This window comes from Halorientalis litorea, assembly GCF_023028225.1.
GTDB classification, from domain to species: domain Archaea; phylum Halobacteriota; class Halobacteria; order Halobacteriales; family Haloarculaceae; genus Halorientalis; species Halorientalis litorea.
Window position 1 is genome coordinate 2021316 of record NZ_CP095482.1, and the last position, 20395, is coordinate 2041710.

Below are 20395 nucleotides of genomic sequence, written 5' to 3' on the forward strand. Positions count from 1 at the left end.
TCGCGCTACCCCGTCCCGCCGTCCTCCGCCCGCACGCGTGAGTACCACGACGACTCGCCGCGACTGACTCTCAACTCGGAGGGGGTGGCACCGCACCCGACCTGTTTCTCCCGCTCCGAGACGGATTCCCAGCACCGACTGAGGCGTCACGGCGGCGACTGCGAGGGCGTCGTTCCGCCGGCGACAGCGACGGGACCCGGCGTTCTCCGAGACGGCGACGAGGAGCGAAGTTGCTCCGTGGTCCGGTGTCGCTCGGACACTAACTGTGTAGCGACCTCTTTTATGACCTGTCCACAGGTGAAATTAACCAATGCAACGACAGCTCTCTCAACGGATAGAACGATGCACACGCGCGCGAGCCAACAGTGCCCGCTATCGGGGTGACCGATGACCGCTCGGAACCCGGCGGCCGGCGTGCGGGCACTCGTGTTGGCCACCGTACTGGTGCTGTCGGCGTTGGCGGCCCCGGTTGGCGTCGTCGGCATGGCCGCGGCTGGCAACGCGGGCAACGTCTCGACTGTCAGTTCGTGTACGACGATTTCCTCCTCGGGCGTCTACGAACTGTCCGGGGACATCGTCAGTAGCGGCTCCGGGTCGTGTCTCAACGTCACGGCGAGCGACGTGGTGCTGGACGGGCAAGGCCACACGGTGCAGGGGCCGGGCGACAGCCAGACGGGACCGGTCGGCATCAACGTCACCGCGGACCGCAACGTGACGGTTCGGAACCTCAACGCCACCGAGTGGACCCAGAACGTCTACGTCGGAACGCTCACCGGTGGGACGATTACGAACGTTACCGCGCCACGGGCGACCTCCGAGCGGTACACCGACGCGCAGGAAGCGGGTATCGAGGTGAACGGGTCCGAGGACGTTCGCCTGTCGGACATTCACGCTTCGGATAGCGAACGGTTCGGCGTTCTCGTCACCGAGTCCTCGAACGTGACCGTCGTCGACTCGACGCTCGTCGCCAACGACCTGCGGAACCTCTACGTCCAGAACGTCTCCGGGGGAACGGTTCGGGGCGTCAACGCCTCGGCCGCCACGGCGGAGGACTCGTTCGGCATGTATCTGAACACCTCCAGTGACCTCACCGTCGCGGACAGTACCGCGCTGTCCAACGGGGACACCGGCGTCCTCTTCGAGTCGGTCGAGGACAGCGTGGTACGAAACGTCACGGCGAGCGAGAACGGCGACTACGGGTTCGAGGTGGACCAACGCCGGGGGTACACGCGAAAAGACGACGAGTCCGACAACAATCTCCTCGTGAACAACACGGTGGTCGACAACGGCTGGCACGGCATCTTCGTCACGGACTCCTCGAACAACACCGTGCGGAACAACACCGTCACCGGCCACTCGCGGGTCGGCATCGGCGTCCAGACTGCGGACACCGCCAGCGGCATCGGCTACTCCGCGCCGACGACGGTGGACAACGTGACCGTCGCGGACAACACCCTCGACAACAACGACCAGGGGATTCTGGTCGACGGGGACAGCCGCGCGCAGTACGACGACGTCGTCGGTGCGGTCTACGACATCACGCTCCGGGACAACGCCGTCACGAACAGCGAGGAGTCCGGCGTCGTCCTCTCGTCGTCGACGAACGTGACCCTGCGGGACAACGAGGTGGCCGGGAGCGAGGAGAACCTCGTCATCGAGGAGTACGAGCGAGTCGGGCCGTCCCACTCGCTCGACCACTACCGTCACGACATCGACACCTCGAACACCGTCGACGGGCGGCCGGTCCACTACTACCGGAACGTCAGTGACCGGACGGTCGGCGCGGCCACGAACGCCGGGTTCGTCGGCATCGTCGACGCGTCCAACGTGACGGTCCGGGACCTCGCGCTCTCGAACAACGGCCACGGCGTCCTCGCGGTCAACACGACCGGAACCACGGTCCGGAACCTCACGACCGACACCCAGCGACGTGGTGTCGAGTTCATGCAGACTGACAACTCCTCGGTCGTCGAGTCCGACATCGCGAACAACGGCAGACAGAGTGTCGCCCTGTACTACGCCGACGACAACACGGTTCGTGACAACTCCCTCCGGCAGACCACGGGCGGGGACAGCGAAATTCTTCTGGACGCCGGGTCCTCGAACAACCTCGTCCACAACAACACCGTCAGCTTCGCGCCGGGCGAGCGCGGCGACACTGGTATCCTCGTCCGTGATTTGGGTGGGTCCAGAACGAACGACAACTGGGTGACGGACAACGAACTCGTCGGTGTTCGACTCGAAATCCAGAGCGTCTACCGAACGGTCGTTCGCGGGAACGACGTCCGGGACACCGACACCTCCGGCATCGACGACGGGGGAATCGACACCCGCCTCCTGAACAACACCGTCCACAACACGACGAACGCGGGCATCGAGTCCGGTGCCGGTGCGGTCGTCCGGAACAACAGCGTCACCGAGGTCAGAGACAGTGCTGACGGCATTGGGGTGTCCGGCGACGACGGCCTCGTGACGGACAACTCCCTCCGGGACATCTCCGGGATTGCCTTCGACGTCACCGGGTCGAACGTGACGGTCGCCAACAACACCGTCGACACGGCGACGAGCGGCGTCGTGACGGCGACGTTCGCGGGCGACGTGACCGTCGAGAACAACACCTTCCGGACAATCACCGGCACCAGCGACGACGAGGCTGGCGTCTACGACGAGACCGAGGAGGGCAGCGGGACGGCCGTCCGCGACAACCGCTTCGTGAACAACACGTACGCGCTCCGACTCCGGGGCTACGGGACGGTGACGAACAACTCCGTCGAGTCCAGCGACGTCGGTATCTGGGTCGACTCGGAGGCCGTGGGAAGCTACGACGTCACCGACAACGCGGTCACGAACAGCGAGTCGTGGGCCTACTACAACGTCGACGAGTACGGGTCGAGCGGGTGGGACGGGAGCGTGACGAACCTCTCGCTGTCGAGTGCCAGCCTCTCCTTCACCGACCGTGAGGCCGGACTGGTCGAGACGGCACAACCGGCCTGTGACCCGGCTGGCCGCCAGAAAACGGGCGTGTTCCTCAACACGACGAACACCTCCCAGCAGGCGTGGCTGAACCTCACCGTCGACTACGCCGACGCCGTCGGGAGCGGCGTCGACGAGTCCTCGCTGCAACTCTACCGATACAACGGAACCGACTGGGTACCAGTGTCGACGACGGTGGACCAGCAGGCCGAGACGGTCCATGCGAACCTCACGACGTTCGGCACCGTCGGCCTGTTCGCGGACGGCACGCCGACGTGTCCGAGTACTGCCTCGCTTCAGGTCACTGTCGACAGCACGAACTCCCCCGTCACCGAGGGAGAGACGCTGACCGTCGACGCCACCGTCGAGAACACGGGCGACAGTCAGGGCACTCAGACGGTCACCCTGTCGGCCGGCGGCGCGACGCGTGACTCGACGGAGGTGAGCCTCGCGGGGCAGTCCTCGACGACGGTAACGCTGGAGTGGAGCACCGCAGCAGGCGACGCGGGGACGTACACCCCGACGGTGGCAAGCGACGACGATACGGCGTCCACGAGCGTGGAGGTACTCGCCGCCAGTTCGCAGACGGCGAACTTCTCCGTGGGGGTCGACAGCACGAACAGCCCTGTCACCGAGGGCGAGACGCTGACAGTCGACGCGACGGTGACCAACGACGGGAGTGCCACCGGGACACAGACGGTTACCCTCTCGGCCGGCGGTACGACGCACGACTCGACGGCGGTAACTCTCGCCAGTCAGTCCTCGACGACCGTGACGCTGGAGTGGGCGACTGCGGCCGGTGACGCCGGGTCCTACACGGCGACGGTGGCCAGCGAGAACGACACCGACACAGCCAGCGTGTTCGTCGACACGCCGGGGACCGCCCCCTCGGCGACGTTCACGGCGGACCCGGCGAGGGCGTACGTTGGCGAGTCGGTGTCTTTGAACGCCTCGAACGCGACGGATTCGGACGGCTCAATCGCGGAGTACGCCTGGGACTACGACGGTGACGGTGTGTACGACGAGACGCGGACCGTCCCCACGTCGGTCATCGCCTACTCCACTGCCGGGAACCGTACCGTCGGGCTCCGGGTCACTGACGACGATGGCAACACCGACACGACGACCCGGACGGTCGAAATCGTCTCGGGCGCGCCGACTGCGGCCGTCAGTGCGTCGCCGAGAGCGGTACTACTCGAGGAGTCGGTGTCGCTGAACGCCTCGAACACGACGGACCCGACCGATGACATCGTGGAGTACGCGTGGGACTTCGACGGTGACGGGGTGTACGACGAGACGCGAACCATTCCCACGTCGGTCATCGCCTACTCCACTGTCGGGAACCGTACCGTCCGCGTAAAGGTGACCGACGAGCACGGGGCGACCGACACGGCGAACGTGACGGTGACCGTCTCGGACGGGGCCCCGAACGCGACATTCACGGCGGACCCGGCGACGGCGTCCGTCGGAGAGTCGGTGTCGCTGAACGCATCGAACACGACGGACCCGGACGGCTCTATCGTGGAGTACGGATGGGACTACGACGGTGACGAGGTAGTCGACGAGACGCGGACCATCCCCACGTCGGTCATCGCCTACTCAACTGCCGGGAACCGGACCGTCGGGCTCAAAGTGACTGACGACGATGGCAACATCGATACCGTCACTCAGTCTGTGACTATCACTCCGGGCGGGCCGGACGCGGCCCTCAACGCGTCGCCGAAGGCGGTACTGGTCGGAGAGTCGGTGTCGCTGAACGCGTCGAACGCGACGGACCCGACGGGGGACATCGAGACGTACGAGTGGGACTTCGACGGTGACGGGGTGTACGACGAGACGCGGAGCATCCCCACGTCGGTCATCGCCTACTCCACGGCCGGCGAGCGGACGGTCAGGGTCCGAGTCACCGACGAGCACGGAGCGACCGACACGGCGAACGTCACAGTCTCGGTCGACGAAGCCGACTTCGATGACGGCGGTGGTGGCGGCGGTGGCGGCGGTGGCGGCGGTGGGTCCGCGTCACCGTCCTCCGGGAGCAGTGGCGGCGACGGCGGGTCCGAATCGACCATGGCCGTGGACACGTCTACGCTGACCGACGGTAGTACCGATGTCGAGATTCGGAACAGCCGTCCGGGTGCCACGGCGTCGGTCGACTTCGACGACGCCGCCGGCGACGCAACCCTCACCGGACTGGACATCACGGCCGAATCCGACCGCGAGAGTCTCGGTTTGACCGTCCGGTCGACCGCCGACACGCCCGGGCAGACGCCGGCACTCGACACCGCCGACTCCCTCGGGTACGTCGAAGTCGAACACGACGCCCCGAACGACGCCTACGGTGCGAGCACGTTCCGGTTCGAGGTGTCGCAGTCGGCACTCCCGGACGGGGCGACGCTGGACGACGTGTCGCTGTACCGCTACCACGAGGGGTCGTGGGATACGCTCGATACCACCCGTGACGGGACGGCGTTCGAGGCGTCGGCGCCGGGCTTTTCGGTGTTCGCCGTCGGCGTCTCCTCGCCTGACGATGGGGTCGGGTCGGCCGTGACCGAGACGCCGGGCGAACCGACGACCGAACAGGAGCCGGCGACGGAGACGACAGCCGAACCCGCCGACGAACCGACCGTGACGACGGACACGGCGACGGCCGCCGACGGCCCGGGCTTCGGGTTCGTCACCGCGCTACTCGCGCTCGTCGTCCTCGTCGGGTCCCTCGCTGCGATGCGTCGCTGACGGTCCGGCGGCTGTCTCACTCGCCGTCGAACAGGGTTTGCAGGACGTGTTGCTCGGTCTTGCGGAGGTGGGCGTGGAGCGTCGGCGCGGCCAAGTCCAGCGACTCGGCGACTTCTTCGGCGGTACTCGCGCGCGGCCACGCGAAGTAGCCCGCGCGGTACGCCGCTTCGACGGCCTCGCGCTGTCGGTCGGTGAGGCCGTCGAGGACGCCGTCGGGACGACGAACGGTCGTGACCTCACGGTCACGTTCCCGGTGTGCGACGAGATCTGCGGCGGGATACTGCGTTCGGACGTGGTCGACGACCTGTCGAATCTCGGCGTCGACCGGTGCCGCCACGACGAGCGTGGCGTCGCCGGCCGTGGCGACCGCCGTCCGGACGGTTGCCCCCGCGTCGACGACGATGTCGAGGACAGACGCCCCGGCGACGAGTTCGAGACGGCCGCTGTCACCCCTGTCGTGGATGACCCTCACTGTCTCGATTCGGGGGTCTGCGGCCACGGCTGTCGCCGCCTCGTCGGGGGCCACCCCGTCGACGGTCACGTACAGGAGCCACCGCTCTCCCGAGGCCACGTAGCCGTCCAGTTCGATTGTACAGTCCAGCTCGGCCGCCGCTCGGACGAGCGCGAAGTCGGCCTCGGTGACCCGGAACTCCAGTTCGATGACCGTATCGGCGAACAGTAGCTTGCGGCTCCGTGCGGCCCGAATCACCGACCCGACGGTCCTCCCGAGCACGTCGAACCCGGCCTGCTCCCGCGGGCTGAACGCGTCCTCGCGCGTCGCGTAGACGACCAGCACACCGTAGACGGTGTCCCGGTGTGAGAGGGGGACGGCGGCGACGGAGGCGAACCCGCGCTCGCTCGCGGCCGCCCGCCACGGCTCGAACGCCTCGTCCTCGATATCCGTGACCTGAACCTCGCCGGTCCGCATCGCGCGCCCGACTGGCCCGGCACCCGTCTCGCTCCGGTGGGCGGTAATCGTCACCGCGTCGAGGTAGCCGTCCCCCTCGCCAGCGCGCTCCCGGGGACGGACGGTGTCGCTGTCGAACGCACGCTCGCCGACCCACGCGAACTTGTAGAACTCCGAGGCGGTGAGGCGGTCACAGATGGTCCGTTCGACCCCCTCGCGGCTCGCCGTCTGTGTCAGTGCCCGAACCGTCTCCAAGAGGAGTTCGTTGATGCGGTCGAGTGTCGCCAAGTCGTCGCGCTGGCGTTCGAGTTCGCGCTCGCGTTCCAGTCGCTCGGTGATGTCCCGCGCGAAGCCACAGCGGAACTGGTCGCCCGTGTCCGGGTCCACGAACGTGGTCCCGTTGAACTCGTGTGGAATCCGCTCCCCGTCTTTGGTGAGGATGTCGACTTCGACACAGCGGTCGTCGATGGACTCGATGGCCTCCATCAGCCCGGGGACGAACTCGTGTTGGTCCTCCGGGATGAGTGTCATCGGGTGCATCGCGGCGAGTTCCTCGTCGCTGTACCCCGTCACCTCCAGCAGCGTGTCGTTCCAGAACTGCAACAACCCGTCCTCGCCGATGACGTACACTACGTCGTCGACGGCGTCGAGAACGGGCCGCAGGAGTGCGGCGGAGTCGGCTCGGTAGCTCTGCTCGTGTTCGTCCGCGGTAGCGGAACGGTTGTCGGCACCGGGCGTGTCGGCCGCCGTCCAGACGACGGCACCGGTCTCAGTCACAGTCAGTCTGACGCGACACGTCTCGCCGTCGTCCGTGTCACCGAACCGCACCTGCCCCTCCCACTGCCCGCGCTCCCGAACTGCCGGAAACACCGACCCAGCGAGCCGTTCGGCCGCCGCCGCGTCGACTGCGGTCCGCCAGCACTCGCCCGTGAGCGCGTCGGGAGTCGTGCCCGCGAGTGTCGCGAGTCGGTCGGCGACGTAGACGAACTCGTCGCCGACGTGTACGCCGAGACAGTCCGGTATCGTCTCCGCGAGGGCACGCCACCCGGGTGGCTCGGCACCGTCGGTCATGGGTACAATTATTCCAACTCAGTGATAAAGCGGCCGGTCAGACAGGAATGTTGCCGCGGGGCCGCCAGTCACTCTTCGCGCGCGTTGACCGCGAGCACGGGCATCTCGGCGTGTCTGAGGACGCGCTCGGCCGTGCTCCCGAGGAGGTAACGGCTGAGGCCAGTTCGACCGGTCGTCCCCATCGCGACCAGGTCCACGTCGTTCTCGTCGGCGTACTCCACGATGCTACTCGCCGGGAACCCCTCGTGTACGGCCGTCACCGTGTCGAGTCCGGCCTCCTGTGCCCGTGTCGCGATTGCGTCCGTCGCCTTCTCCCCTTGGGCTTCGAGACTGTTCACCACGTCGGCTGGCACGGTGTACTCGGGGTCCGTGGCCAACGCGCCGACGTCGACGATGTTCAGCGCGTGGACGCGTGCCCCCGTCGCCTCGGCGACGGCGAGCGCGTGGTCGACGGCCGCAGTCGCCGGGTCGCTCCCGTCGGTCGGGACGAGGATGTCGTCGTAGTCGCCCCCGACGACGCTCCGGTCGGTCGCTCGGACCGTGAGGACTGGCGCGGCCGCGTGACGGACGACGTGTTCGGTGACGCTCCCCGCGACGTACCGGCGGACGCCCGTACGGCCGTGGGTCCCCATGGCCAGCATGTCGGCGTCACACTCGCTCGCGTAGTCGAGGATGGTTTCGCCCGGTTTCCCGCGACGGATTGCCGTCCGGAGCGTGCCGTCCGCGCCGATGACCGCTTCGACGTCCTCGATTGCCGCCTCGCCCTCCGCTTCGAGTCGCTCGACGAACTCCTCGTCGACGCCGCCCGCATCGAACAGTCCGGCCGCCGCCTGCACGTCGACGACGTTGAGCACGTGTACCGTCGCATCGAACGCCCGTGCGAGAGAGCGACCGTGTTCGGCGGCCCGAACCGCGTGGTCGCTCCCGTCAGTCGGGACGAGAATCGTATCGTACATCTCGTTTGACATAGCGACGGCCTCGGATATAAACGGTCGCTCGATTCTCCCGGACCGGGAACGTGGCCGCCGGGGGCACCACGCCACGCCAGACGGCGGCGGTTCGGTGGCGGCGGTTGCTCAGTGACACCTCCCGCCTCCGGGCCACACCGATTTATGCCTCCGGCGAGGGCACTCTCTACCGATGACGCCGACGCCACGCGTTTGGGACAGCGTCGCACGGAGCGTGACGCAGGGATGAACGTTCTCCTCACCAACGACGACGGTATCGACGCGCCCGGCCTCCGGGCGTTGGCCGACGCGCTCTCGGCTCTCGGAGACGTGACTGTCGTCGCCCCCGCCACGAACCAGAGTGCCGTCGGTCGGGGGCTCTCGTACGGCCGGATGGGGCCGGACGAGGACAACGGCGGCGGCACTGGCCTCGGTGAGAGCGCGGACGACCCTTTCACCGTGACTATCCCCCACGAGTCACACGAACTCGGCTACGCCGTCCACGGGACACCCTGTGACTGTGTCATCCTCGGCGTGGGGACGTTCGAACCCGACGTGGTAGTCGCGGGGTGTAACGCGGGGGCGAACCTCGGCGTCCACGTCCTCCCCCGGTCGGGTACCGCGAGCGCTGCGACGGAGGCGGCCTCACTCGGCGTCCCCGGCGTCGCCGTCTCGATGGACGTACTCGGGTCCGGCCGGTCGAACCTCGGCCCCGCGGACTACGAACGCGCCAGTGCCATCGGCCGGGACGTCGTCGCCGAAGCCCTCGCGGGCGAGGTGTTCGAGGCCGCCGACTACCTGAACGTGAACGTGCCCGGGCCACAGCGAGAACTCTCGGGGCTCTCGATTACCCGCCCGACCGAACAGTACGACATGCACGCCGACATGGCCGACGGGCGGTTCAGCATCCACAATCCCCTCTGGGCGGAGATGGCCCACGGCGACATCCCCGACGAGGACGACACCGACCGCCGGGCGATACTCGACGACTACGTGAGCGTCTCGCCGCTCACCCTCCCACGAACCGGTATCGACGACGAGGTACTCGACCACCTGCGCGCCCGCTTCGACGGCATCGTCGACTGAGGCGACGGTCCGCCGGGGACGGCTCCGCCCGCTCTCAGCCGGGGGTCCGCTACCGTGTGACCGGCGTGCCGTCGGCGCGACCAGCGCGTGTTTGCAGTATTGGGAAATCCACAGCATACTTTTGAGCCTGCCGCGCCAACACCCACGTATGGGAGAAACGTTCGTAATCGTCGGCGGCGACGCGGCGGGAATGAGTGCCGCGAGCAAGGTAAAGCGCGAGAACCCGGAGATGGAGGTCGTCGTCTTCGAGAAGGGCGAGTGGGTGTCCTACGCGGCCTGCGGGATGCCCTACTACGTCAAGGGCGACGTCGCGGAGTTGGACGACCTCGTGACGGTCACGCCCGAGGAGTTCCGCGACGAACGGGACATCGACCTGCGGACGGGCCACGAAGTCCTCGAAATCGACCCGGAGACAGAGCGGGTGACCGTGGCGGCCGAGGACGGCGAACGGTTCGCGCAGGCCTACGACTACCTCCTCGTCGCCACGGGGGCGACGGCAATCGAACCGCCCTTCGACGGACTGGACACGGACGGCGTATTCACCATCCACGACATGGACGAGGCGGACGCCATCGAGCGGTACGTCACCGAGGAGTCGCCGGACGTGGCGGCCGTGGTCGGCGGTGGCTACGTCGGCATCGAGATGGCCGAGGCACTGGCGGCACACGACGTACAGGTCCACCTCTACGAGATGCTGCCCCACGTCCTCCAACCGTTCGGGGAGCCAGTCGCCGAGGCCGTCGAGGCACACCTCCGCGACAACGGCGTCGAACTCCACCTCGACACCGCTGTCGACGGGTTCGGCGGCGACGGACCCGTCGAACGCGTCCACCTCGAAGACGAGACGCGTCCCGCCGACATCGCAATCGTCGGCGTGGGGGTGACACCGAACGTCGACCTCGCGGCCGACGCCGGTCTCGAACTCGGGCCGACCGGTGCCGTCGCTACCGACGAGTACGGGCGGACGAACTACGAGAACGTCTTCGCGGCGGGGGACTGCGCGGAGTCCCGCCACGTCGTGACCGGAGGCCCCGACCACGTTCCCCTCGCGCTGACCGCGAACCGCGCCGGCCGTGCCATCGGGCAGACGGTCACCGGGTCGCCGACGCCGGTCGGCGACATCGCCGGGACAGCCATCGTGAAGGCGTTCGACCTCGGGGCGGCCAGAACCGGCATCCTCGACGAGGACAGGGCGCGTGGGGCCGGGTTCGACCCCGTTTCGGTCACCATCTCGGCCAGCTCGCGGGCACACTACTACCCCAACGGCGCGGAACTCACGGTGACGCTGTCGGCCGACCGGGAGACGGGCCGCCTCTTGGGGGGAAGCCTCGTCGGTGCCGAGGGGGTCAAGCGCGTCGACACGATTGCGACGGCACTCCACGGCGGGATGACCGTCTCCGAACTCCAGAACGTTGACTTGGCCTACGCGCCGCCGTTCAGTCCCGTCTGGGACCCGGTACTGACGGCGGCGAAGGTGCTCGCGGGGCAACTCGAATGAGTGCGACTGCCGACACGCCCGCGGCGTACGTCCGGGCACACCGCGACGAGTTGTTCGAACTCGTCCTCGACCTGCTGGCGGTCGATACGTCGAACCCACCGGGCGAGACAAGCGCGCTCGTCACGCGAATCGAGGAGTACCTCCGTCCGCTCCCGGTCGATGTCGAACGGGTGACCGTCGACCCGGCGAAACCCAACCTCCTCGTGACGCTCCCCGGCACGGCCGACCGGACGCTCCTCTACAACGGGCACCTCGACACGGTGCCGTACGACGGTGACGCGTGGTCGGTCGACCCGCTGGGCGAACGGGTCGACGACCGTATCTACGGCCGCGGTGCGACCGACATGAAGGGCGCGCTCGCGGCGATGCTGTTCGCGATTCGCGCGTTCGTCGAGACCGACACCGAACCGCCGGTCGACCTCCTGTTCGCGTTCGTCAGCGACGAGGAAGTCGGCGGCGACGCCGGCCTCCCCGCGCTCCTCGACGCGGACCGACTCGACGCCGACGCCTGCGTCATCGGCGAACCGACGTGTCGGGACGGCCGCCACTCCGTGACGGTGGCCGACCGGGGAAGCATCTGGCTCACGGTGGCGGCCACGGGTGAGGCGGCTCACGGTTCGCGGCCGGTCCTCGGCGAGAACGCCATCGACCGTCTCTACGGGGCCGTTCAGACGCTCCGTGACCGCTTCGGAACGAAGGAACTCGACATCGACGCGTCGATGCAGCCCGTCCTCGAGGAGTCCGTCGAGTACTACGCCCCGGCGATGGGTGCGGGGACCGCCTACGAACTGTTCACGTCGCCGTCAATCAACCTCGGGACCATCGAGGGCGGCGACGCCATCAACAGCGTCCCCCAGTCGGCCAGCGCGGAAATCGACATCCGGCTGACGGCGGGGGTCGACACCCCGACCGTCCTCTCGGAGATTCGGGCGTGTGTCGACGGCTGTCCGGGCATCACCATAGCGGACGTGTCATGGAGCGTCGGGACCGTCGAACCGGTCGACAGCCCCCTCGTGGACGCCGTCGCGTCGGTCGCCGAAGACGTGACGGGGACGCGGGTGTATCGCCGGAGTGCGACCGGCGGCGGCGACGCCAAGAAACTCCGGCACGCCGGGATTCCGACCGTCGAGTTCGCACTCGGAACCGATACCGCCCACGCCGTCGACGAGTACACGACCACCGACGCGCTCGTCGGCAACGCGACGGTGTACGTCACGCTGCCGACCGCGTGGAGCGACGCGACCGACTGACGCGCCGAGAACTCACCGCTCTCGCCGATGCGGAAACGTTTAACAGCTAGTAGTGCAAAGAAATGGGTATGGAAAACAATATCGGCGCGACCGACCGGACAGTTCGGCTGGCACTCGGCGGCGTCCTCGCCGCATTCGGTGTCGCCGTCTTCGCGGGGGCACTCGACTTCGGTCCTATCGCCGGTGGGGCCGCGGTGGCCGTCGGCGCGATTCTTTTCGTGACCGGGGCGACCAGCATGTGTCCTATCTACCGGGTCCTCGGCGTCGACACCTGTAGAACGCAGTAAGATTGGGTTCTTTCGGCGACGGCCCGGAACCGGCGTGTCCCCTCCGGGACCCGCCGGGACTGTCGCCCCGCGGTACGACCGCCCACTGTTTCCATTATATTGGAATTGCCGCACAATATTAATACGCCTCGGCCCGGAGTATCTCCTGTGACCATGACTGACATCGATATCGAGCCGACCGAAACGGTCGACGCACGGGGAGCGGCGTGTCCGGGGCCGTTGATGGACCTCATCGGGAAGATACGGGGCGTCGAGTCCGGGGCCGTGGTGGAACTGTTGAGTGACAACGAGCAGTCGCTCACCGACGTTTCAGAGTGGACCGAGGAGTCCGGGAACGACCTGCTCGAAGTCGTGGAGGCGGACGACCACTACGCGTTCTACGTGGAGAAGGCATGACGGACCACATCGTTATCGTCGGCGGCGGCACCGGCGGGACGGTACTCGCCAACGACCTCGCCGACAGACTCGGTGCGGACATCGACGCGGGGGACGTCCAGGTGACGCTGGTCAACGACGACCCGGACCACGTGTACAAGCCCGTGTGGCTGTACGTCCCGTTCGACCAGCGCGAACCCGCGGACGGCCGTCGCCGACTCGACGAACTCGTCGACGACCGCATCGACCTCCGCATCGACCGGGTGACCGACATCGACACCGACGCCCAGCGGATTCGGTACCGCGACGCCGCCCGGTCCGTCGAGTACGACTACCTCGTCCTCGCAACCGGGTCGACGCTCGCGCCCGAGGAAATCCCCGGCCTCCCGGAAGGCGGGCACGACTACTACAGCGAGTCCGGTGCCGAACGTCTCCGCGAGGCGTTGCTGTCGTTCACCGAGGGCCACCTCGTGCTGAGCGTCGTCGGGACGCCCCACATGTGCCCGGCCGCGCCGCTGGAGTTCGTGTTCATGGCCGACGACTGGCTCCGCGAGCGCGGCCTCCGCGAGGCTATCGACATCACCTACACGTACCCGATTCAACGGGTTCACGGCAACCCCCACATCGCCGAGTGGGCCCGCCCGCTGATGGACGAGCGCGACATCGCCGTGGAGACGTTCTTCAACGCGGAGTCGGTCGACCCCGACGGCCAAACGATGACCTCGATGGAGGGGACCGACATCGAGTACGACCTGCTCGTGGCGATTCCCCCACACCGCGGCGTCGACCTGATAGCGGAGGCGGGACTGGGCGACGACGGTTGGGTTGACGTGGACAAACACACCCTAGAGGCCACCGCTGCCGAGAACGTCTACGCGCTCGGCGACACGGCCGATACGGGCGTCCCGAACGCCGGGAGCGTCGCCCACTATCAGGCAGGCGTCGTCGGGCAACGGCTCGCGAGCCACGTCCGGGGTCGCCCGCCGACCGCTATCTACGACGGCAAGACCCTCTGTTTCATCGAGACCGGGATGGACGCCGCCTCGTTCGTGGAGTTCGATTACGAGAAGCCGCCCTCGCCGGTGCCGCCGTCGCGGACGCTCCACTGGTCGAAACTGGCGTACAACGAGTCCTACTGGCTCACCGCACGGGGGCTGCTCTGAGCATGGCCTCCGAACCCGCACCGGAGGACACCGACCTCGAAGCGGCCATCGCGGAGAACCCCGAGGCGGTCGCCGCGTTCGTCCGCCGGTTGGACGCCGTCAACGAACTGCTGGACGCCCTCGCGCTCGGCGAGAGCGCGCTCACGGACGAGATGGCGCGTGACCTCGCGGACACGACGGCGACGCTCGCCGAATCGGCCGACGCGCTCGCGACCGACGAGACCGCCGCGTTGGCCGAAACCGTCGGGCAGAACGGTGACGAACTCGGTGACGCCCTCGACACGCTGCTCACGCTCCAGCGTGCCGGGACGCTCGACGACGTCGTCAAGCTCGCGGAGGTGCTGTCGCTGCTGACGGCTGCACTCGACGACGAGATGGTCCGCTCGCTGGCGGAGACGGGGGGCGCGCTCGGCGAAGTCGCCGACACCGCCGCCGACGAGGACACCCGCGACGGACTGGAGACGGTGCTGCAGGGCGTCGGTGCCGCCGAACGCGAGGAGTCGACACGGGTCGGACTGGTCGGCCTGTTCAAATCGGCGCGTGACCCGGACGTGCAGCACGGACTCGGCTACCTGCTCGCGGTCGCGAAGGCTATCGGTCGGTCGAAGACGGACGCCTGACCGGTTTCGACTCCCGCGTCACCCCGTCAGACGAGCAGTTGGATGTCGGCTTCGGCCATGTCCTGAATCGCGGTGGCCGCGCCGACGCCGGTGGTGACGCCGTCGTAGAAGTCGTCCTCGTCGTAGTCCATCAGCTCGATGGTCATCTGACACGCCTGAAACTCAACGCCCATGTCCAGCGACGTTTCGATGAGTTCCTCGATGGTGGCAGTGTCGTTCTCGTCGATGCGCTTTTCCATCATCGTCGTGGTCAGGCGGTCCATCCCCGGCAGCGCGCCGACGAGGTTCGGCACCGACATGCTGGGGTTCCCGACGGAACTCAGCTTCAGTTCCTTCGAGCGTTCCTCGTGGAGGATGTCCAGTCCCCAGAACGTGTGGAACACCGTCACCTCGTAGCCGAAAGCGGCGGCGGTGCTGGCGAGGATGAGCGGCGGGTACGCCATGTCGAGCGTCCCCTTCGTCGCGATGATGCTCATTTTCTCAGTCCCGTCGTCGGCCGTCGCCTCGGCGAGGTCCGTCTCCAACTCCTCGATGCGGGCGGCGAGTTCTGCGCGCGAAGGACCGTCGTCGGCCGACGCGTCGGGTGTGTCCGTACTCATCGTTACTCCGTCACGCGGACGTAGTGTTTGTACACGCCGTCGCCCTCCGCTTGGTCGAGCAGTTCGACGCCGTCCGTGCCGGCGGCCCAGCCGTCGATGTCGCTCATGCTCCCCGAGTCTGTGGCGACTACCTCGAGCACCTCGCCTGCGGCCAGTTCGTCCACGGCCGTCTTCGTCTTGACGACCGGCATGGGACACGATGCACCTTTCACGTCGAGCGTCTCCGTGATGTCGAATTCTGCACTCATTGTTTTGTCTGCCCCGTGGTCTGTATTGGAGCTATCGCACAATACCAACTCCTCGGTTAAAAGAATGTTGGTTCTTGTACTCACTGCAAACATCCGATACTGGCTAGGTGCGCGAACATGCACGATATGGTATCTATAAGGCGCGCTGTAACGTTTTTGCCCTCACACTGGTGGATAGTGTATTGTGCAAATAGTGGATTTCTATGCAAACTCTTTTGTACATCAACCCTATAGATGGAGGTGTACCACATGAACGCTGAAGACTTCCCGACGCCGGATGTCGAAGTCGAATCGGTCGCACCCGAGACGCTGAAAGACCGCATCGACGCGGGCGAGGCCGTGACGCTCCTCGACGCGCGGATGAGTTCGGACTACGAGGAGTGGCGTATCGACGGCGAGAACGTCGACTCGGTCAACGTCCCGTACTTCGAGTTCCTCGAGGACGACATCGACGACGAGGTGCTCGACGCGATTCCGAGCGACCGCGAGGTGACCGTCCTGTGTGCGAAGGGCGGCGCGAGCGAGTACGTCGCCGGGACGCTCGCCGAGCGCGGGTACGACGTGAACCACCTCGAAGACGGGATGAACGGCTGGGCCAGTATCTACGACGCCGTCGAGGTCACCGACTACGACGGTGCCGGCACGCTGCTCCAGTACCAGCGCCCTTCCAGTGGCTGTCTGGGCTACCTGCTCTACGACGACGGGGAGGCAGCTATCATCGACCCACTACGTGCCTTCACCGAGCGCTACCTCGACGACGCCGCGGACCTCGGTGTCGACCTGACGTACGCGCTGGACACGCACATTCACGCCGACCACATCTCGGGCGTCCGCGAACTCGACGCGGCGGGCGTCGAGGGCGTCATTCCCGAACCTGCGGTCGACCGCGGCGTCACCTACGCCGACGAACTGACGACGCCCGCCGACGGCGACACGTTCACCGTCGGGGACGCGACCATCGAAGCCGTCCACACGCCCGGCCACACGACGGGGATGACCTCCTACCTCGTCGACGACAGCCTGCTGGCTACCGGTGACGGTCTGTTCGTCGAGAGCGTCGCCCGTCCGGACCTCGAAGAGGGCGACGAGGGCGCGCCCGACGCTGCGCGCATGCTCTACGAGACGCTCCAAGAGCGCGTTCTCACGCTCCCCGACGAGACGCTCGTCGGCGGTGCGCACTTCAGCGACGCCGCGGTGCCCGCCGACGACGGCACGTACGTCGCACCCATCGGCGACCTCGTCGCGGAGATGGACGCGCTCACCATGGACGAAGACGAGTTCGTCGACCTCATCCTCTCGGACATGCCGCCCCGGCCGGCCAACTACGAGGACATCATCGCGACGAACCTCGGACAGAACGCTGTCGACGACGAGGAGGCGTTCACGCTGGAACTCGGTCCGAACAACTGCGCCGCGAGCCAAGAGTCGCTCGCGGGTGACTGAACACGCCAACCGTGACTGATCCAGTACCACTGCAGTTGGGCGTCGAGCTGTTCCCGAACGGGGTCAGTCGCTACGCCGTCGGGGGCCTGCTGGTCGGACTCGGCGCGACGGTCATCTACCTCGGAACGGGCATCAGTGCCGGTGCGAGTACGTTCCTCGAATCGACGCTGTCGTACGTCTCCGAGCAATCGCGCTTCCAGCAGTACGTCGCCTCGCGGGACTGGCGCGTCGTGTTCACGCTCGGCATCGTCCTCGGCGGCCTCGCGTTCGCGGCGACGGTCCAGTCCGGCCTCCTCACGAGTTCGCTCTATACGGCCGGAACGACCGGTGAACTGTACGAGATTGGGAGCCTGACGCTCTGGCAGACCACCGTGCAACCGTGGCGGCTGTTCGTCGGCGGCGTCTTCGTCGGAATCGGCACCCGCGTCGGCAAAGGCTGCACGTCCGGCCACGGCGTCTGTGGCGTCGGCTCGGCGTCGAAGACGTCCATCGTCGGCGTCGTCACCTTCCTGCTCGTCGCCATCCTGACCGCACAACTCGTCGCGGCGATGGGGGTGACGCCCTGATGAGCGACCGCCACCCGCTGTTCATGCCGCTGGTGCTCGTCGGCGGCGTAATATTCGGATTCGGGCTCGGGTTCAGCCACATGGCCCGCCCCGAGGTGGTGCTGAACTTCCTCCAGTTCGAGGATTTCGGACTGGTGTTCGTGATGTTCGGCGGTGCCGCAGTCACGGGCGTCGCCTTCTTCCTCGCCCCGCGACTGTTCGACCGCGCGCCGCTGACCGGCACGGGGTTCGAGCGTCGACTGAAGTCGTTCGACCGGAACGTACTGGTGGGCGGTGCCCTCTTCGGCGTCGGGTGGGGCCTCTCGGGCATCTGTCCCGGTGCGGCCTACGCTAGCCTCGGCGTCGGGAACGTCACGATTCTCTGGGCACTCGCCGGGATGTTCCTCGGCGCGTACGCCCAGGGGTTGTGGCGGAGTCGCGCAGCCGACGCCGACACCGCGGTGACGGGTGCGGACTAGCGCACAGCACTCTCACACAACTGATGGAACCCTCACTTCTCGCGTTGTTCCTCGTCGCCGGACTCGCCAGTCTGTTCATGGCGTGGGTCATCGGTGCCGGGTCGAGCGGCGCGACGCCGTTCGCGCCCGCGGTCGGTGCCAACGCCATCTCGACGATGCGCGCCGCATTCGTCGTCGGTCTCTTCGGCCTCGCCGGTGCCGTCACGCAGGGTGGAAACGTGTCCGAAGCGGTCGGGCGCGGCCTCGTCGGCGGCGTCAGTCTCCCGGCCACGGGCGTCATCGTCGCGCTGGGTATCGGCGCGACGCTCATGGCGGTCGGTATCTACACCGGCTACCCCATCGCCACGGCGTTCACCGTCACGGGGGCCGTCATCGGCGTCGGCCTCGCGCTCGGCGGGACGCCAGTCTGGGCGAAGTACCAGCAAATCGGAACTGTCTGGGTGCTCACGCCGTTCGTCGGCGGCGGTATCGCCTACGGTATCGCCAGCGTCCTCCCCCGCGAGGACGTGCCGGAGTGGGCGAGCGTCCCGGTTCTCGCGGGCGTGGTCGGCCTCGTGTTGGCCAACGTCCGGTTCGCCTCTCTCGGCCCCGGCGGTGCCCCCGGGTCGCTCGCCCGGTTCGGTGCCCGTTCGGTCGGATTCGGTGGGTGGGTCGCTCCGCTCGCGCTCTCGCTCGGCCTCGCCGTCGTCGTCGCGGCCGTCGTCCACGCCGACGTTCGCCACGACGAGTCGGGCGCGCTCACGCGCGTCCTGCTGACCCTCGGGTCGCTCGTCGCGTTCTCGGCCGGTGGCAGTCAGGTCGGCCTCGCAGTCGGCCCGCTCTTGCCCCTGCTCGACGACGCGGGGATGCTCTCGCCGGTCGTCGTCCTCGCGGGCGGCGGGGTCGGCATCCTCGTCGGGTCCTGGACCGGCGCGCCCCGGATGATAAAGTCACTCGCACAGGACTACTCCTCGCTGGGGCCGCGCCGCTCCATCGCCGCACTCGTCCCGTCGTTCCTCATCGCGCAGGTGGCGGTGCTGTTCGGTGTCCCCGTCTCGTTCAACGAAATCGTCGTCAGTGCCATCATCGGGAGCGGCGCGGCCGTCGGTGGCGGCGGCGCGGTGAGCGCGCGGAAAATCTTCGTCACCGTCGGCGCGTGGGCGGGGTCGTTCGTTCTCGCGTTCGCCGCGGGGTACGGGTCGATGACCGCCCTCGCGATGGCCTAACTCAGGCCGTCCGAGGCGGCGGCACGAGGAAGACGTTCCCGGCCGCCCGTGCGACGATCTCCTCGGAGACGCTCCCGAGCAACAGTCGTCGGAGGCGGCTCTGCCCGCGCGACCCGAGCAGTACGGTCGAAGGCGTCACCTCGTCCTCGACGGCGAGAATCTCGTCGGCGGGGTCGCCCTGCCCGACCCGGGTTTCGGTCTCGATATCCCACTGTTCGAGCGTGTCTGCGAGGTCCGCCAGTTCCTCGCGCGTGTCCGCGGCTGGCGGCTCCTTCGGCGACTCGACGTGGACGAGCGTCGCCTCCTCGGTGGCGTGTCGGAGGTACGAGAACGCGTCGAAGGCTCGCTCGGCGTTCTCCGAGAAGTCGGTCGCGTAGAGTATCCGCTGGAAGAGGTGTTCACGGAGTACCTCGGGGTCGTCGTCGGCGCGTTCGACCCGGTTGACCACCAGCGGGACGACGGTGGTCCGCGCGAGGTTCCGGGCCGTCGACCCGATGACCCGGTTTTCGAGCGGGCTCTGCCCGCGCGACCCGACCAGCGTCAGGTCGGCGCGGACGGCCTCTGCGATGCCGTTGATGCGGCGGTGGGGCGTCCCGCGGACGACGTGGGTCTCCACCTCGAACCCGGCATCCTCGATGACGCGCCGGTACCGGTCGAGGCCGCGTTGGCGGCGTTCCTCGAAGTTCATGCCGGGCATCCCCGCGTGGACGTTCGACGGGATGACGGTCACGAGGTGGAACGTCTCGACGCCGATGCGTCCGAGACAGTTCAGGCAGGTCTCGTTCTCGATCGCCGCCTCACTGGCCGCCGAGAGGTCTGTCGCGTACACTACTCTCATACCTCGGCGTTCGACCGCGACGTATAATATTGTTTCGACTGCACAAGACAGTCTGCCCGAGACACGGGCCACGATACCGGTCGAGTGTCGTCGCCGTGGTGGGGTCGTCGCTGTCGTGTTCGTCGTCC

Annotated in this window: 17 protein-coding genes; 12 read left to right on the forward strand and 5 right to left on the reverse strand. The window is 67.5% G+C overall.

The window, feature by feature from the left end; all coding sequences use genetic code 11:
• Positions 1 to 387: 387 nt before the first annotated feature.
• On the forward strand, positions 388 to 5706 hold the full coding sequence (locus MUG95_RS10945; protein ID WP_247006983.1) for a right-handed parallel beta-helix repeat-containing protein: 5319 nt from the start codon (positions 388 to 390) through the stop codon (positions 5704 to 5706).
• 16 nt (positions 5707 to 5722) lie between these two features.
• On the opposite strand, the gene MUG95_RS10950 is transcribed toward MUG95_RS10945, so the two are convergent.
• Together MUG95_RS10950 and MUG95_RS10955 are read right to left on the reverse strand one after the other, a co-directional pair.
• Positions 5723 to 7684: a bacterio-opsin activator domain-containing protein gene (locus MUG95_RS10950; protein WP_247006996.1), complete on the reverse strand. Its 1962-nt coding sequence runs from the start codon at positions 7682 to 7684 to the stop codon at positions 5723 to 5725.
• 68 nt (positions 7685 to 7752) lie between these two features.
• On the reverse strand, positions 7753 to 8640 hold the full coding sequence (locus tag MUG95_RS10955; protein ID WP_247010480.1) for a universal stress protein: 888 nt from the start codon (positions 8638 to 8640) through the stop codon (positions 7753 to 7755).
• Positions 8641 to 8877: 237 nt separating this feature from the next.
• On the opposite strand from MUG95_RS10955, the gene surE reads away from it, so the two are divergent.
• The 7 genes from surE (at position 8878) to MUG95_RS10990 (ending at position 14910) form a co-directional block, all read left to right on the forward strand.
• Entirely contained in the window at positions 8878 to 9717 is an 840-nt protein-coding gene (surE, locus tag MUG95_RS10960; protein WP_247010481.1) for a 5'/3'-nucleotidase SurE, read from the forward strand.
• 148 nt (positions 9718 to 9865) lie between these two features.
• Entirely contained in the window at positions 9866 to 11215 is a 1350-nt protein-coding gene (locus MUG95_RS10965) for an FAD-dependent oxidoreductase (RefSeq protein ID WP_247007009.1), read from the forward strand.
• Complete coding sequence (locus tag MUG95_RS10970) at positions 11212 to 12465, forward strand: M20 family metallopeptidase (protein WP_247007011.1); 1254 nt, start codon at positions 11212 to 11214, stop codon at positions 12463 to 12465. The genes MUG95_RS10965 and MUG95_RS10970 overlap by 4 nt, the downstream gene beginning before the upstream one ends.
• 68 nt (positions 12466 to 12533) lie before the next feature.
• Positions 12534 to 12752, forward strand: a complete 219-nt coding sequence (locus MUG95_RS10975; RefSeq protein ID WP_247007026.1) for a YgaP family membrane protein — start codon at positions 12534 to 12536, stop codon at positions 12750 to 12752.
• 153 nt (positions 12753 to 12905) lie between these two features.
• On the forward strand, positions 12906 to 13148 hold the full coding sequence (locus MUG95_RS10980; protein WP_247007033.1) for a sulfurtransferase TusA family protein: 243 nt from the start codon (positions 12906 to 12908) through the stop codon (positions 13146 to 13148).
• Positions 13145 to 14290, forward strand: coding sequence for an NAD(P)/FAD-dependent oxidoreductase (locus MUG95_RS10985; RefSeq protein ID WP_247007041.1), 1146 nt, complete (start codon positions 13145 to 13147; stop codon positions 14288 to 14290). The genes MUG95_RS10980 and MUG95_RS10985 overlap by 4 nt, the downstream gene beginning before the upstream one ends.
• A 2-nt stretch (positions 14291 to 14292) precedes the next feature.
• Positions 14293 to 14910: a helical membrane plugin domain-containing protein gene (locus tag MUG95_RS10990; RefSeq protein ID WP_247007056.1), complete on the forward strand. Its 618-nt coding sequence runs from the start codon at positions 14293 to 14295 to the stop codon at positions 14908 to 14910.
• Positions 14911 to 14936: 26 nt separating this feature from the next.
• Here MUG95_RS10990 and MUG95_RS10995 read toward each other — a convergent pair whose 3' ends face one another.
• Complete coding sequence (locus MUG95_RS10995) at positions 14937 to 15509, reverse strand: DsrE/DsrF/DrsH-like family protein (RefSeq protein WP_247007064.1); 573 nt, start codon at positions 15507 to 15509, stop codon at positions 14937 to 14939.
• A 2-nt stretch (positions 15510 to 15511) separates the two neighbouring features.
• Positions 15512 to 15757 (reverse strand): sulfurtransferase TusA family protein, encoded by a 246-nt coding sequence (locus tag MUG95_RS11000; protein ID WP_247007072.1) that lies wholly within the window; start codon positions 15755 to 15757, stop codon positions 15512 to 15514.
• 249 nt (positions 15758 to 16006) lie between these two features.
• On the opposite strand from MUG95_RS11000, the gene MUG95_RS11005 reads away from it, so the two are divergent.
• Genes MUG95_RS11005 through MUG95_RS11020 form a run of 4 tightly spaced genes read left to right on the forward strand, consistent with a single transcriptional unit; the run spans position 16007 to position 19429 of the window.
• Positions 16007 to 17200 (forward strand): MBL fold metallo-hydrolase, encoded by a 1194-nt coding sequence (locus MUG95_RS11005; RefSeq protein ID WP_247007081.1) that lies wholly within the window; start codon positions 16007 to 16009, stop codon positions 17198 to 17200.
• Between the two features lie 11 nt (positions 17201 to 17211).
• A complete protein-coding gene (locus tag MUG95_RS11010; protein WP_247007088.1) occupies positions 17212 to 17766 on the forward strand; it encodes a YeeE/YedE family protein in 555 nt (184 codons plus the stop codon).
• A complete protein-coding gene (locus MUG95_RS11015) occupies positions 17766 to 18224 on the forward strand; it encodes a YeeE/YedE family protein (RefSeq protein WP_247007090.1) in 459 nt (152 codons plus the stop codon). Before MUG95_RS11010 ends, MUG95_RS11015 begins: the two co-directional genes overlap by 1 nt.
• Positions 18225 to 18247: 23 nt before the next feature.
• Entirely contained in the window at positions 18248 to 19429 is a 1182-nt protein-coding gene (locus MUG95_RS11020) for an inorganic phosphate transporter (RefSeq protein ID WP_247007093.1), read from the forward strand.
• Position 19430: 1 nt separating this feature from the next.
• Here MUG95_RS11020 and MUG95_RS11025 read toward each other — a convergent pair whose 3' ends face one another.
• Positions 19431 to 20267 carry a universal stress protein gene (locus tag MUG95_RS11025; RefSeq protein ID WP_247007099.1) on the reverse strand — a complete coding sequence of 279 codons (837 nt, stop codon included), beginning with the start codon at positions 20265 to 20267 and terminating at the stop codon, positions 19431 to 19433.
• Positions 20268 to 20395: the final 128 nt, after the last annotated feature.

What these genes read in the sequence shown, in the direction of transcription:
- MUG95_RS10955 (WP_247010480.1), bottom strand. Translation starts at nt 8,640, where the DNA reads ATGTACGATACGATTCTCGTCCCGACTGACGGGAGCGACCACGCGGTT.
- MUG95_RS10950 (WP_247006996.1), bottom strand. Translation starts at nt 7,684, where the DNA reads ATGACCGACGGTGCCGAGCCACCCGGGTGGCGTGCCCTCGCGGAGACG.
- MUG95_RS11015 (WP_247007090.1), top strand. Translation starts at nt 17,766, where the DNA reads ATGAGCGACCGCCACCCGCTGTTCATGCCGCTGGTGCTCGTCGGCGGC.
- MUG95_RS10980 (WP_247007033.1), top strand. Translation starts at nt 12,906, where the DNA reads ATGACTGACATCGATATCGAGCCGACCGAAACGGTCGACGCACGGGGA.
- surE (WP_247010481.1), top strand. Translation starts at nt 8,878, where the DNA reads ATGAACGTTCTCCTCACCAACGACGACGGTATCGACGCGCCCGGCCTC.
- MUG95_RS11025 (WP_247007099.1), bottom strand. Translation starts at nt 20,267, where the DNA reads ATGAGAGTAGTGTACGCGACAGACCTCTCGGCGGCCAGTGAGGCGGCG.
- MUG95_RS10975 (WP_247007026.1), top strand. Translation starts at nt 12,534, where the DNA reads ATGGAAAACAATATCGGCGCGACCGACCGGACAGTTCGGCTGGCACTC.
- MUG95_RS10965 (WP_247007009.1), top strand. Translation starts at nt 9,866, where the DNA reads ATGGGAGAAACGTTCGTAATCGTCGGCGGCGACGCGGCGGGAATGAGT.
- MUG95_RS11005 (WP_247007081.1), top strand. Translation starts at nt 16,007, where the DNA reads ATGAACGCTGAAGACTTCCCGACGCCGGATGTCGAAGTCGAATCGGTC.
- MUG95_RS10995 (WP_247007064.1), bottom strand. Translation starts at nt 15,509, where the DNA reads ATGAGTACGGACACACCCGACGCGTCGGCCGACGACGGTCCTTCGCGC.
- MUG95_RS10945 (WP_247006983.1), top strand. Translation starts at nt 388, where the DNA reads ATGACCGCTCGGAACCCGGCGGCCGGCGTGCGGGCACTCGTGTTGGCC.
- MUG95_RS10990 (WP_247007056.1), top strand. Translation starts at nt 14,293, where the DNA reads ATGGCCTCCGAACCCGCACCGGAGGACACCGACCTCGAAGCGGCCATC.
- MUG95_RS11020 (WP_247007093.1), top strand. Translation starts at nt 18,248, where the DNA reads ATGGAACCCTCACTTCTCGCGTTGTTCCTCGTCGCCGGACTCGCCAGT.
- MUG95_RS10970 (WP_247007011.1), top strand. Translation starts at nt 11,212, where the DNA reads ATGAGTGCGACTGCCGACACGCCCGCGGCGTACGTCCGGGCACACCGC.
- MUG95_RS11000 (WP_247007072.1), bottom strand. Translation starts at nt 15,757, where the DNA reads ATGAGTGCAGAATTCGACATCACGGAGACGCTCGACGTGAAAGGTGCA.
- MUG95_RS10985 (WP_247007041.1), top strand. Translation starts at nt 13,145, where the DNA reads ATGACGGACCACATCGTTATCGTCGGCGGCGGCACCGGCGGGACGGTA.